This is a genomic window from Acidimicrobiales bacterium (assembly GCA_035533095.1).
Lineage (GTDB): Bacteria > Actinomycetota > Acidimicrobiia > Acidimicrobiales > Palsa-688 > DATLUM01.
In genome coordinates, this window is record DATLUM010000105.1 from 1 (window position 1) to 13,522 (window position 13,522).

The following is a 13,522-nucleotide window of genomic DNA, read 5'->3' on the forward strand; positions in this document are numbered from 1 at the left end:
ACGGTGTTGTGCTCGCCCTCGTCGTCGACGCGGAGTGCAGAATGAGCGTCCCAGAACACGCGGCTGGGGCATCGCCTATCCGCGCGGCTGGGGCATCGCCTATCCGCGCGGCTGGGGCATCGCCTATCCGCGCCGGCTAAATCGCCCATACCGCCGGCTGAGAGACGCCCCTGTGGGTTTACTGGCGCGTCAGCTCGGTGATCAGGGGATCACATGGTGCTCCGCCTGGAGGTCAGCTAGGAGGTCGTCGAGCTTGTCCCAGCTTGCCTGCGCGCCGTCGTTTTCTTGGAAGTGATCGCCAAGGTTGTCCGGAGTCTTGAAGTCCATGATGTCGGTCATGGTCGTGATGCCGCCGTCCTCGGTGAGGATCACGGTTTCGACTGCCTCGTCATCCGGCCACCCTTCGAACAGCCAGGTGGACACGATTCGCGTCGGCGGCTCGATGTCGAGGAACTGACCGCGAAATGAACACTCCGTGCCCCCCGGGGCGTACCAGGCGTAGTGGTACTTCCCACCGACGCGTAAGTCGATCTCGCAGACATGGAGCTCTACGTCATCGGCGGGGAACCACACGCTGATGTGCTCAGGCTTGGTGAGAGCGTCGAAGACCAAGGCCATCGGCGCCTCAAACTTTCGTTGCATCGTGACGGTGTGGTCGCCGTATTCGAAGGTCGCCGAACCGTGCCGGGTCATCGTCCTGGTGCTCCTTGTGATCGCTGGTCTGATTGTCCGTCTCGTCGCTGAAGCTCGCTGAGGTAGTCGTCCAGGCGATCGAGCCGCTCGTTCCACAGCTGCTCGTACTTAGCGACCCAGTCGCCCACGGGTCGGAGGCTCGTCGGGTCCAGGCGGTAGAGGCGACGGCGCCCCACTGCACGGGACCGGACGAGTCCCACTTCGCTGAGGACCCGGAGATGCTTGGAGACCTGTGGCTGGGAGATCGCCAGCTCGTCGACGATCGCCCCGACCGGCTTCTCGCCTGCTATCAGCACGTCGAGGATCTCGCGGCGGTGCACTTCGGCGATGGCGTTGAAGACGTCGGCAGTAGTCGACGCCCGAGCCATGGATCCATGATATGCCTATATCGACATGTGTCAACGGTCCCCGTACCGGCGCTTCGCCAGGCATCAAGGGAGCAGTGCCTGCGCCGTCGGCGGCACTCATAAATCACGGGCAGTGGTGCCCCAGAACACCAAAGGCCGCGCGCCCCTAATCGCCGGCTGAAGGTCTTATCCGGATGATCTTTGCCCGTCACGTGCTTGCTCACAGCAAGCTCCGGCAGTGCGGCGCTTGGTGGGCGCGGTGACTTCTGCATATTGGGATCGGTCCTACGGACCGTCGACTGCAAGTAGGCGGGATCGTCGTCAGTCTCCACCGGCGTTACGCGACCCTGAGATTCGGCGCCACCGGGTCGGTCGTGCTCAGGGCCAGCAGGCATAGTGGTAGAGACTGCAAGCATGGAGTTCCTCTGCTACCACCGCGACCGGCCCGGCTCCGTATTGCTGCGCGAGGAGCTGCTGGAGGAGCACTGGTCGTATATGGACCGGTACGCGACTGGGATGATCGCCCGGGGGCCTACCTTCGCCAGCGACGGCGACATGCCCACCGGCAGCGTGCACATCGTCGACCTGCCCGATGCCGCCGCCGCTCGCGCGTTCGCCTTCGACGAGCCCAACTACCAGGCAGGCGTTTACCGGGATGTACTGCTGCGCCGCTGGCACAACACGTTGGGGCGCACGATGTGGGAGTTCCCCGGTGGCCGCACAGGTGGCAACCGGTATCTGGTGCTCGGCCTCAGCTCTGGCGAAGCCACCGACCTCGTCGGGCCACCCGACCGAGACAATCTGATTGCATACGGGCCCCTGCTATCCGACGACGGCAGTGCCTGGCTGGGCACGGCGGTGCTGGTGCGGGCACCAGACCAAGACGCAGCACGCGCCGTCCTTGCCTCGGACCGTTACGCTGACATCGAGGTCCACAACTGGCGGTTCGGGGGCCGCGGGTGATTCATCCTGCGGGCCGAGACCGGAGACTCCCGAAGGGATACCCCCAGCCGATGTTGGGCTTAATGGGGCGCCCGATAAGGTCGAGCGTCCCGTCCTCAAAGGAGGCGACCAGGCTGCCCGCAGACGCCCGGATGCAGGTCACCGATACGGGACATGCGCCCTTGCTGGTCGTCGGGACGGTCAGCTGGTGGAGCGGAGGTGGGCACCGCTGAGCGGCGAGGACCCGGTCGTCACGGTCGGACCAGGGTCCGCAGGGAGGCGGCGACCTCGGCCGGCTCGGCGGCCACTTCGCCGCCCACCCGCCGACGTAACTCGCCGCCTGTCCCTGCAGCGGCCGTGACCTGCGGAAACGCCGCGCTCGGGCAGTTGCGGGGAGAGGGTCGAGGTGATAGGGAGCCCACGTCACCGACGACGAGTACCAAGCTCACGTCTCGCGCTGATCCGCATCGAGCCGTTCCGAAACCGGATGCGGGCGCACAAAGCGGCTGGGAGGCTTTGGCGTGCTGCAGGTGTCGGTTGCTAGCCGATCTCTGCTGCGGAGCGGCGTCGACGGCTGACCAGCACGAGGGCCGCGCCGGCGAAGCCGAGCAGCAGGCCGGCGACGATGGTCGCCAGCACGTCGGACCCGGTGAAGGCGAGTGAGCCGGATCCGCTGGCCGCTGCGGCCGAGGATGCCGCCGGCGAGGTGGAGGCGCCGTTGCCGGAGCCGCTGCCACCGCCGTTGCCGCCCTCAACGCTGGAGCCGCCGCTGACGGACGGCGCCGAGCCGGACGTGGTCTGAGAGTGGAACAGCCCGATGGCCGCCCCCGTGCCGCCGGTGCCGAGGAGCACCTGGGCCACGTCAGCTGCGGTGCTGGTAAGGCCGCTGCCGCCGCTGGCGGTCAGGCAGTTGAGGGTCAGCAGCCCGGGGATGGTCAGCGTGCACTGCCCGTTGACCTGACTGTTGCTGCCTATCTCGTTGCCGTTGACGTTGAGCAGGTAGCTGCTGCCGGTGCCGTTCGAGTTGGTGTCGGAGTGCAGCACGTCGAGGAACAGGCCGCTGGGGCCGCCCGCCTTGACGATCGCGCCGTCGCTCGAAGCGTTGCCGGAGCTCTGGGAGGAGTTCCAGCTCGAGTTCGAGGTCGACTGGAGCAGGGCCACGTAAGCCGACTCCTGGGTGGTCTGGTCGCCGAGGGCCAAAGTCAGGACGTCGGCGATCGCGCTGGCAGTGCTGTTGGTGTTGCTGGCGGTCCAAGGCGTCAGTTGGAGCCGGAACTGGCTACTAGGCCCGGTGTCGACCAACGCGCTCGAGGTGGTGCCGGCGCCGTTCTGGCTGCCGCCGAACTGGCCCGCCGGCGGGTTGCCGCCGAGCTCGAGCGGATCGGCTGTGGAGGACGTCCCGCTACCCGAGGCGGACGTCTTGGTGTGGCTGATCACGACGGCGCCGGCGACGTTGGCGGCGTACGCCTCGGCCGTGCCGGCCGGGGCGGGAGTCGTGACGGTCGCGGTCCCCGTGTCGCTGTTCGTGGGGGAGAGAGCCTGCGACACGGAGGCGGTCGCCGTCGACACTGACGACGACAGCGTCGACGTCGGCAACGCGGAGGTCGACAGGGCCGGCGTCGGGAGCGGGCTGGTGGAGGCCTGCGCCGCCATGGGGACGGTCAGTACGAGGGCGGCACCGATTGTCGCGGCACCCAGGAGTTTGGCGCGTGTCTGCATTGTGGGGAGTCATTTGGCCGCCGGACGCGTTTCTCCTGCTCAGAGCCTGAAAAAGGCGAAGATCAGATCGTTCTAAACCCTTCCTTATAGTGAGGAAACAGACGCCAAAACCGTGAGCCGAGAGGCGTCGAATGCCTGACCTACGCCTTACGAGAGCCTCGTGCGCCCCACGCAGAACATCGGTCCGAGTTTCGTGTTGATGCGCCTGATCTTGTCCCTGTAACCGTGGATGGTCGTCGGTAAACGAGTAGGCCTGATGTGATCGAACCACTGTTCGAAGAACTCGCCGAGGCTCGACGATCCGCTTGCCGGCAGCCGGCCCTGCGAGGCCTCGGCCAACGAATTCGGCAAGCGCTATCGAAGCCCCTGGCGCTTGGTGCCCCGAAGGTCCGTGTCGCCTGCCAGGGCGTTTCGGTGACAGGATCTAATGGAACAAGCCCCCGTAGCTCAGAGGATAGAGCGTCGGTTTCCTAAAGTAAGAACCGGTTTCAAACGGGCGGGATCCAGATGCAAAAGGGCAGGTCAGCGGCACACCGATTCCATCTGGACTGATCGATTTGGGTCCCGATCGATGCAGTTCTAGACGCGTTCTAGACGCGACGGGACCAAACCGACGCTCGCAACTTTCGGGCAACAGGCGCGCGCGTCGACCTACGTCCCCTGTTGGTATCCGTTCGGCAAGGGAAACTCTCCGCCGGTTGATTCCGGTGCGGGTGGGATCGGTCCACAACAGGCTTTGTACTTAAGGCCTGAGCCACACCAGCAGGGGCGTTTCTGCCCGGCGGCCACGCCGTAGCGTCGCCTCGGCGGGCATAAAGCGGTCGCCTTTTCCCATTCGCCTGGGGGGAACCAGGCCAGGGACACCAGCATCGAACTTGGAAGGCGGGATGCCTGCCGGCGTGGGGCTGGCTCCGTGACAGCCTCGAAGACGCGCCCGCCCATGGAGCCTGTCAAGATGTCGGGGTCGTAGCCGCAGTGCTCGCATCGCCGCTCGACGACTGGAGGCAGGTCGTCCCAGCTGAACCGATCGCCGCGTGGGGACGGCTTCCACGCCTCGACGAAGGCTTCGACCCGCTCATTCAATCCCGGCTCGGGAGTCTCGGCGAGCGCCTTCCATGCTGCCTCGAGGCCATCGAGCAGTTGGACCACGACCTGGTCGCCGTCGCCGGTGCGCAAAGCGACATCGATGCCGTCCCGAAACCACCGTGCCGACTCGGCGTGGTCGGACACGCCGGCGTAGGAGAACCCGGCGGCGTTGTAGAGCCACACGTCGTCTGGTGTCCTCGCCCGAAGGTCGGCGAACAGTCGACCCGCCTCGGAACGCCTGCCGGCCAGGAGGTGGCATTCGGCGATGTCGGCGTCGGGGTGAGGCTCCGACCGATACCCGGCCTGTACTGCCTGCTCCTTGGCGGCTACTTGCCCGTGGGTCGGGCGGTGGGTCAGCCATGCAGGATGGAGCCGGGGGACTGCCTCCCCCTCCTCTCTGTCCGGCTCCGGCATCACCGGGAGCCGTGCTTGGGGCATCTCAAATCGACTCTACGGGCCAGAAGGGACCTTCGGGGGGTAGCTGCTCTAGTACGGGTGAGAGGATCTCGGTCGCCACGGACGAGCTTTGCACTAGCGCACGCCCATCCAGAGCATGACGAATGCGCCCCCGAACAGCCGGTTCGCCCGAAAGGGCTCGCTCACGGAGCCAACGAAGATCATCTTCAGCCACATTCGGCCACCGCCGGATCATCGCGACGAAGACTGCTTCAACAGCACATCCTCGGGCCAATGCGTCGGATTCCGCCTCCGCGATGCTGCGCAAAAGGGCAACTACGTCGGCCCGCTCCGATGCGCTCCCAAGCAAGCGATAGATCATTGACCTCACCTCGGGGTCAGGATCCTTCGTCATACCTATCAAGTGATCCGCCGCTGCGGCCAGGCTTTGATGTGTATCGGCTTCATGCTCAAGTGTCGCTGCAGCGATGGCGCTCCGCTCAGACGCGGCGCGAAACACTCCTGTCCATCGGCGCAGAAGGACAAGAATCCAGAGAAGGCAGTTGCGATACGGATGTTGAGAAAGTCCGTCTACTGCGACGATGGTTTCCACAACTTGAGATGCATCTTCAGCTGGTGCGCTACCGCCAGGAACCACATCGAGGATCATCTCGGCTGTCCGAATGTAGGCCTCGCTGAGCGAATCCGCGTTCACGAGACGGTCAAGAGATCCTCTCCATCCTGCGCCGGTCACCATGAGATGTTCCTGTCATTGAGCACTGCCTGACAGGCCGGGCAGGGCTCGGCCGGAGCCCCTTGGCCAATCGGCGGACCTGGCAGAATGGGAGTGTTGGGCGGGCGGTTGAAGATGGTTCTTATCGAGCCACCAGTGGCGGCGTCCGTGCACAGACATTTGCCATCTGTCGATGGCCCGTTCAGCGGCCGCCGTGACGGCTTCGCCGTTGACCAACTTCGTGGCCGCGTCCTCCTCCCTCGGAAGTTCAGCTTGCGCGAGGGACGGATTTCGCTGCTTCTTCGGGGGTGATGCGCTCGAAGTGGACTTGGCCGTCGTCGTCGACACGGCGGATCTTCACCCAGGACCAGAATCGCTCCGATCCGGCCACCAGCACGGCGCCTTCGACTATGGCGTCAGGGTCGACGGCCTTACGGATAAGGCTCCAGTTGAGGCCTTCGTCGTCCTCGTTGTTCAGGTTCGCTCGGAGAGTGATCGGGGGAGGCGCCATCACGATCCTCCAGGTCCGGTGGGGTTGCGGATGATTCGGTGCGGGCAGGCCATCAGTCGCTCGACCAGTTCGTCGGGGTCTTCGTGGACAACATCGTAGTGAGGGCTCTGCCCGGTGTCCCATAGTTCGAGCCCGGAGCGGTAGATATCTCCTGCTCGGAAGACGACCAGCCATCGGGCCCGGTTCAGCTTGTTGGACCCGATCCATTCGAGGTTGAACTCGCCGACCGCGGCGAAGACGGATATGCCCCAGTATCCGTAGACGTCGAAGTTGTCGATAGCGTCCTCGTGTAGGGCGTCGGGATCGAGTAGGTCACCCCGCACGACGAGGGTTACCTCGTCGGGCGCCGGCTCACCGCGGCGCGCTCGCCGCTTCTTCGGGGGCTGCTCCACCTTGTCATCTTCGCCCACGGCACGGACCCTCAACAGTCTGTGGTGTCGACGATGAGCTGCCGGAGACGTACTGCTGCGTCCGTCGCCGATATCCAGTGGGCCCCAGTGGCGTCCTCTAGAGATCGATGCCCAGAGTGGGGGTCGCGGTGGGCTGCAGCTGCTCATGGAGCAGGTGCTGGTAATGGATCTGGCCGGGGTCCATCCCGGGTCGCCGCTGCCGGGGGATCTTGGGCGGTTCTATGAGGTGCAGGTCCAGTCGGTCGGCGGCTTGTCGGATCGCCCGGTCGATATCGGTGAGAGCCCGCAGCGGATGGCCGATGCCCCGCACTGCCTCCGGCTGGTGTTCGCCTGATGTGGTTCGCTCGCCGAGCGTTTCGATCTGCTCGATGATGGTCTGGCGCGCTTCCTTCAGCCGTTGTTTGCCGTAGGCGGCGGGGTGGCCATCTCTGGCCGCGTCGAGGACTGTCTCCGCCCAGTAGAGCTTCAGTTGGGCTTCGAGGGTTTCGATCCGGTCGTGCCGCCAACGGTTGTCCCGGTCGAATTCGGCCCGTTCGGCCTGCCGGTCGAGTAGCTGTTGGTGTTCCGCCCGGGCGTCGTCGAGTCTCCGCGCTGCCCGTTCGACCGCCAAGGTTTGTGTCTCGCGCTGGTGTTCGGCGCTGTGATGTTGCTGGCGCCGGCCGCGGGTGAAACCCCGAACGCCGGCGGTCCGCTCGGCCTGTTCCTGCCAGTGCGCGACGCGAGCCTGCGCGTCTCGCAGGTCAGCCTCGCGGGCCGCGAGCATTTCCTCCGCGCGTCGTATGTGTTCGCTGACATCAGGGGGTCTGTCGTCGAGGCGCGCCCAAGGGGACTCCTGCTCGGCGCGCACCCGCCGTTCGTGGCGGTACGGGTCGTCGAGGGCGGCGAAGGTCTTCGGTTGCGCGCGGGCCAGCGCGGGGGCGATCTGCTCCGCCGGCGTCGAGTAAGTCTGGACGAGCCGTCCACCGTGGTCCGCGGGGTCGTCAACAGGTTTGGGGGTGGTGTTCCAGGTATGCGTCGGCTGGATCGATCGTGACTGGCCGACATAACCGCGGTAGCGGTCCAGGGCGGGGGTGGCCAACAGGTGCGCCTGGTCCCAGGTGCCGCCTTGCACCCCATCAATGGTGCGAGCCCACGCGTGCGAGACCTGCGGGCGGCCGTCGTCCCGCCTGGCGGTCACGAAACCCGCTGGCAACACGACCGGGACGGCCCGACCCTCCGCGACGACGGTGAGCCCCGTGTCGTCGACCGCGGTGACCGTGGCGACCGTCCCGTTGGTCAACCGCGTTCCGTCAGCAAGTGTTGCGTGGGCGTGCAACAGGATCCGGTCGCCAGCCTGGTATTGGCGAGGCCCCGACCATCCCGGGCCTTGAATGACCGGCCCCGTGAGGACGCCGTTATCGGCGAGATCGCCGCGGATGCGATCGGCGAGTGCCTCACAGTCGTTGTGGCTCACCGCCAACGCCGCGACGTTTTCTGGCCCGTAGAGGTCGATGTCGACCAGGACCGCGGCGGCCATCGCCGCGAGCGCGTCGTCGCGATTGTCGAAGTGGTGCTCCCAGCCGGCGTCGTCGCGCAGCCCCTGACTCTCGGTGACCCGCCCATCGCGGAGGCTGGTTAGGGCTTCTTGTTCGACGGGGTGGGCCTGGCGGCGGTTGACCGTCAACTCCGCGACCGGGAGCCGCCCGTCGCGCGCCTGGCCGGCGACCCAGGTGGCGAGGCCTCCCGCTCCGACGGGCTGCGCCTGGAGCGGGTCGCCGACCAACCACACCATCGAACCAGCGCACCCTGTCGCAGCCGACAGGACGGTACGGGCGTCGCGGGTCGGGAGTTGGGAGAACTCGTCGACCACCACCACGGTCCCCGGGTCGAGATGCGCGCCGGTCAGAGCGAAACGGGCGACGGTGACCGCCGGGATGCCCGCCTGGCGCAACTGTTCGACAGCCTGGTTGGTGGTCGACACCGCCAGGACCGGCCGTCCCGCCCGTCGGACCGCTTCCACCGCGATAGCAAGGGTTGTCGTCTTTCCGTAACCCGCCGGGGAGATCAGGGCGCGCAACGCCGGCCCTGGGGCGCACAACAGGTTGACCGCGGCCACCTGGTCATCCCCCAGAGCCGATGTCCCCGAGATCGTGGTGGCTACGACCTCCGAGCCCAAACCGTTCACCTCGCGCTGCCGGAGCCTTGAGACATCAGAAACGACGCTCTCCTCGAGACGGAGATGCTCGACCGTGGACCAACGGCTTCCGGCCCGACCGGTGAGATCCCGTCCGACAAGGCGGACCACCCTGTCGGATTGCAGGAACCGCCAGGTGATCGCCTCGATGTCCGACACCGAAAGACGGCCAGCCCCCCAGGCGGCGACAGCGGCGACCACCTGCGGCTCGCCGAAGTATGAATCATGGGCGCACAAGCCGACCTCGGCGTCGACGAGCCGGTCGAACAACTCCCCCAGCTGCACCCGGGTGATCCCTCGTGATGGTGTCCCGTCTTTTCGGACAGCACGAAGCAGCGCCTCCCCGATCGGCAGGTCCACCTCTGCGGCCTCAGCATCCCACCGGTCGCGCAAATGTTGCGGGGTGAGGTTGCGGTCCTTGGCCGGACGGGTCGCCACGCTCGCAGCCTCGTCCGCCGCCATCCTCGCCTTCGCGTCCCCAACAACAGCCCCGTTGGCCTGGAGGTGGGCTTCGATCTGGGCGGTCCGTTTGGAAAACGCCCGCAGCTGGGCCTCCGAGATGCCGGTCATCTCCATGCAACCGTTGCGATCCGGTCCCCACCCCACCCCGAGACGCTCAGACAGGCGGCGGCGCAGCTCCTCCTGATACACACTGCCCGCCGCTTTCGCCCACCCGTACAGCGCGGTCGCGTCCAACGACACCCACCGGCCGTCGTCGCGACACACCACATTCGCGATCACCGCATGCGTGTGCAACTGCGGATCCCCAGCCCGGCTGGTCCGATGAACGAACGTCGCAGCCGCCCACCCAGACGTCGCCGCCCCAACCCGGACACCGCGGTCCTGGCGGCGGGTGACCGCCGCGTGGCTCTCCACGAAACCCAACGCAGCCTCGACCGCCTCCACATGGGCGATCGACACCACCGACGCCACCTCCGAACCGGCGAACGCCCACAACAACGAGACGCTCTTCGGAGCGCTAAAAGTCGCGTCTATGGCACGCACCGTCGGACGGCGGCCCGGGCCGTCACCCAGCGAGTCGCCGCTCACGGGGTGGCACCGGTCGATCAGGGACCGCAGATCATCAGCCCCGACCACCCCGGCCAGGCCCAGCTGGTCGGCGAGACGACCCGACCACACACCCGGCGCCTCGCCCGAACCCAGGTAGTAGTCCTCTAGGCCGCCGGCCACCTGGCGTAGCACGTACTCCGCGTCGGTCAACTTCGCGAGACGCAACAACTCTCAGCCCTCGCCGGTCCGAGGGACTGGATAGTCGATGCTCATCGTCATGTAAACGGCGCGCGAACCTCCCCCGCGATCGATGGCACGACCGGCTGGGGACGCCGGTGGACGAAGAGCACGTCCGGCTCCCCCGTCGTCCCCGGTTCCGGGACAGCCAGCCGGGCACCCCACCATCCCGAGCGGTCGTAGCTTTCGTCTGCGGTCCGAAAGTCTGAACAGCAGAGGCTGGGGAACTCCCCATCAGCTCGGAGGCGCCGCGGTGGGGAGTCGGGCAGCCGGTGGTCTCCGAGTGAGACGCGTTCCGTGACGAGGGTCCCTGGCTCCCCAGTTGGGATTCCCCACCATTTTCCGTTCGGTGGGGAACTCGGTGGGGAACGCGATGTGAATCATTCCGGTGATGGCCGCGCCCGCTCGCGAGCAATTGATTTCGCAATCCCGAGGCCGGTCCCAACAACGGTGGCCGAGACAGATGACCCCCAGATGGCCATTAGGTGGGATGTCTCGCCGACTCCCGAGCAGATCTACTCACAGCCCCGAAAGCGATCTGAGATGACCGAACAAGCCCCTGCGCCGTGCCGAGACCGCGAATCCTCCGGAATTCTTTGCCGAACGACACAGGAAAGAAGGACTTCGGAAGGACTTTGGAAGGACTTTGGAAGTGCACCGGTTCACGATGCGGATGTGGACGTCTTCCGTGCCGTCACCGACCACTGGCGCACCTTGTCCGCCGGCGCCCGAGGCCGAGCGACGATCACTGCTTGGGCTCAGCGCCGCCCACGACTCTCGCGCTACCGCTCCCCTAGCGAGTTGGTCGCCGCCATCAACCAGCTCCGGCACCCCGACCGGTCCTGCGCGCTGCTCAGCGACCTGCTCGTCATCGCCGAACACGATCCGCTGGCTCAACTCGCCATCCTGGTGGCCCTGATCCCCGGGATTCGCAACTCCGCGCGCCGCCGGTGGAAGAAGGCTGCCACCAGCGGCGCCTGGTCGGGTGAGGGCGATATCGCGGCCGATGCCATGTCGGCCGCTTGGCAAGCCATCCGCGACCATGCCGGACGCGCACATCCGTATCCGGCCCGTCTCGTCATCAGACGTGTCGAACGGCATCTCCGGACCGCCCACCAGGCTCAGCTGCGGTCCTCGACCTCGACCTCGGTGGGCGATTCCGACGCCCACGACATCGCAATCCCGGCGGATCCCGATGACGCCGAGCACATCGTCGTGCGGACCCTCGACGCCGTCCGCTCCGGACAGATCGAATGGTCCACCGCCTCCGCGGCGTTCGGTGTTGCGATCGCTGGGCGGAGTCCCGCCGCCATAGGCCGGCGTCTAGGTCTCAGCCCGGCCGCGGTTCAAGACGCGCTCCGTCGATCCCATCACGTCATCGCCGGGGGACGACCCCAGCCCCGGCCCGTGCCCATGCGAAGCGGACATCGCGTCCGTCTCAACCAGGAGAACTTCCCGATGCTGCCCTTGCTCCTCACCATCAATCAAGCCGCGGAACTGCTCGGTCTCGGCCGGTCGACCACGTACCGGCTCGTCGCCAACGGGGAACTGCACTCGGTGTCCCGAGGCACCAGCCGGCGCGTCCCGCTGTGGTCCATCTACGACTACCTCGACCGGCTGTGCGAACGCCGCTACAGAAGCATCCCCTTACCCGCCGTCATCGACTTCCTCGTACGCGCCTCAGACCAACAGGAGCCAAGCCATGGCTGAACCCTGGAACCCACCGCCCACGCCGACTGTCACCAGCATCCGACTTACCATCTGGCCGAACCACACCGACACCCAGTGCGACGACAGGCCCGACACGAACGGCGCTGCCGTCGAGCCGGAGTTCATCAGCATCCCCGAATGGGCTCGCCGGATCGGCATCTCCAACGAATCGGCCTACAAAGCCGCTCGCCTCGGCCAGATCCCCGGATGTTTCAACATCGGCCGCCTCTACCGGGTCAACTGGCCTGTATTCGTCGAAGCGACGTCGTCGATGCGGAGCGGCGATGGCATCGCCTGATGCCGCCGCTTATCTCCTTACCAGGGCTCCAAGAACCTCGGCCGCCTCCTGGTCGCGCACCGGGACGAAGGCGGCGTACTTGCGCAGCCCCACATCAGCGCCGTGCCCGACGCGGCCGGAGGTGGTGACGATGTCGATGCCGGCAGCGAGGGCCTGTGTGACGGTGAAGTGACGAAGTTCCTGAAGGCTGACGTCGAACCGCTTGGTCAACCGCTTGCCACCGCACGTGTCACAGGCAGCACCGCGTCGCTTGCCGCGACAGTCGGGACAGGTCTGCCAGCAGATGCGGTTGAACGCCTGAGTGTAAGAATCCGGCCTCCACGGCGCGGTGCCGGTCGGGTCGAGCGTGAAGACGTATCCGTCCTTCTTGATCGTGACACCGGCCGCGTGTGCCGCCGATTCCATCACGACACGATGCTCCGCCAGAACCTCGATCGTCGCGGTATCGATCGCGATTCTTCGAACCTTGTGGGTCTTGGTATCGCCGACGATCCAGCCCGGCCCGTCGTCATGCTTGACCGACCGCGCAACAGTAAGGGTCCGCCGGTCAAAATCGATGTCGCTCCACCGCAGACCGCACAGCTCCCCGCGACGCAATCCGGTCGTGGCCGACACGAATATGGCGGCGGCGAGGAGCGGCAGATCCCGTGCCCTGGCTTCTTCGATCAGCCCGAGGACCACCTCCGGCGAAGGTGCGCGCACCGGCATGTCGACATGCTTTGGCGGCGTGGCCTTGTCGGTCGCGGCGCGCTCGACGAGGTCCCATTTCTCGGCCTGGTGCAACGCGGTCGAAAGCACTCGGTGCATGTGTCGGATCGTCTGCGCGCTGAGCCCTTCCTTGCGCCACTGTGCGTACGCCCGGTCGAGCCGCTGCGCTGTGAGCTCGTCGAGTGTGATGTCACCGAGATCACGGCGGACTCTGGCGAGCTTGTCCCGATACCCGCGGACCGTCGTCGGCTGCAGGTCGGCTTGGACATGGTCGAGCCACCGGTCGAGCAAGGCGTTGAGGGTGTCAGTCGAGGCGACGGTCGTACCCGTTCGGACTTCGGTGACGAAAGCGGCCAAGGCGTCGTCGGCCATCTTCTTCGTGCCATAGACCGTGCGCGACCTCTGGCGCGCCACGCCGGTCTTGGGGTCGTAGTCGGCGACGACCCGGAGACGCCACACCCCGCGCCTAACCTCTGTCTTCGTGCCTCGCATCGTCGCCACCCTCCCGGCTGGACAAACGTGTCGAGGCGATTCTAGACGCGTTCTAG

At 66.4% G+C, this 13,522-nt stretch carries 13 protein-coding genes; 3 read left to right on the plus strand and 10 right to left on the minus strand.

Features of this window, described 5'->3' with window-relative positions:
* Window positions 1-201: 201 nt before the first annotated feature.
* Together VNF71_13165 and VNF71_13170 are read right to left on the minus strand one after the other, a co-directional pair.
* Entirely contained in the window at window positions 202-693 is a 492-nt protein-coding gene (locus VNF71_13165; GenBank protein HVA75501.1) for an SRPBCC domain-containing protein, read from the minus strand.
* A complete protein-coding gene (locus VNF71_13170; GenBank protein HVA75502.1) occupies window positions 690-1,061 on the minus strand; it encodes a metalloregulator ArsR/SmtB family transcription factor in 372 nt (123 codons plus the stop codon). The genes VNF71_13165 and VNF71_13170 overlap by 4 nt, the downstream gene beginning before the upstream one ends.
* Before the next feature lie 393 nt (window positions 1,062-1,454).
* On the opposite strand from VNF71_13170, the gene VNF71_13175 reads away from it, so the two are divergent.
* Entirely contained in the window at window positions 1,455-2,003 is a 549-nt protein-coding gene (locus VNF71_13175) for a YciI family protein (GenBank protein HVA75503.1), read from the plus strand.
* A gap of 519 nt (window positions 2,004-2,522) precedes the next feature.
* On the opposite strand, the gene VNF71_13180 is transcribed toward VNF71_13175, so the two are convergent.
* The 7 genes from VNF71_13180 to mobF form a co-directional block, all read right to left on the minus strand.
* Window positions 2,523-3,701 (minus strand): hypothetical protein, encoded by a 1,179-nt coding sequence (locus tag VNF71_13180; GenBank protein ID HVA75504.1) that lies wholly within the window; start codon window positions 3,699-3,701, stop codon window positions 2,523-2,525.
* A 147-nt stretch (window positions 3,702-3,848) separates the two neighbouring features.
* Window positions 3,849-4,052, minus strand: coding sequence for a hypothetical protein (locus tag VNF71_13185; GenBank protein ID HVA75505.1), 204 nt, complete (start codon window positions 4,050-4,052; stop codon window positions 3,849-3,851).
* Window positions 4,053-4,352: 300 nt separating this feature from the next.
* Window positions 4,353-5,225, minus strand: a complete 873-nt coding sequence (locus VNF71_13190) for an SEC-C domain-containing protein (protein HVA75506.1) — start codon at window positions 5,223-5,225, stop codon at window positions 4,353-4,355.
* 1 nt (window position 5,226) lies between these two features.
* Window positions 5,227-5,898, minus strand: coding sequence for a hypothetical protein (locus VNF71_13195; protein ID HVA75507.1), 672 nt, complete (start codon window positions 5,896-5,898; stop codon window positions 5,227-5,229).
* A gap of 286 nt (window positions 5,899-6,184) precedes the next feature.
* Window positions 6,185-6,427: a hypothetical protein gene (locus VNF71_13200; protein HVA75508.1), complete on the minus strand. Its 243-nt coding sequence runs from the start codon at window positions 6,425-6,427 to the stop codon at window positions 6,185-6,187.
* On the minus strand, window positions 6,427-6,837 hold the full coding sequence (locus VNF71_13205; GenBank protein HVA75509.1) for a hypothetical protein: 411 nt from the start codon (window positions 6,835-6,837) through the stop codon (window positions 6,427-6,429). The genes VNF71_13200 and VNF71_13205 overlap by 1 nt, the downstream gene beginning before the upstream one ends.
* Window positions 6,838-6,934: 97 nt before the next feature.
* The gene (mobF, locus tag VNF71_13210; GenBank protein ID HVA75510.1) at window positions 6,935-10,231 is read right to left on the minus strand and encodes a MobF family relaxase; all 3,297 of its coding nucleotides are present in this window, start codon (window positions 10,229-10,231) and stop codon (window positions 6,935-6,937) included.
* Window positions 10,232-10,933: 702 nt separating this feature from the next.
* Between mobF and VNF71_13215 the strand changes: the two genes are divergently transcribed.
* Together VNF71_13215 and VNF71_13220 are read left to right on the plus strand one after the other, a co-directional pair.
* The gene (locus VNF71_13215) at window positions 10,934-11,968 is read left to right on the plus strand and encodes a helix-turn-helix domain-containing protein (protein HVA75511.1); all 1,035 of its coding nucleotides are present in this window, start codon (window positions 10,934-10,936) and stop codon (window positions 11,966-11,968) included.
* Window positions 11,961-12,266 (plus strand): hypothetical protein, encoded by a 306-nt coding sequence (locus VNF71_13220; protein HVA75512.1) that lies wholly within the window; start codon window positions 11,961-11,963, stop codon window positions 12,264-12,266. Before VNF71_13215 ends, VNF71_13220 begins: the two co-directional genes overlap by 8 nt.
* Before the next feature lie 9 nt (window positions 12,267-12,275).
* Here the strand turns inward: VNF71_13220 and VNF71_13225 are convergent, their stop codons facing one another.
* Entirely contained in the window at window positions 12,276-13,466 is a 1,191-nt protein-coding gene (locus tag VNF71_13225; protein HVA75513.1) for a tyrosine-type recombinase/integrase, read from the minus strand.
* Between the last annotated feature and the right edge of the window lie 56 nt (window positions 13,467-13,522).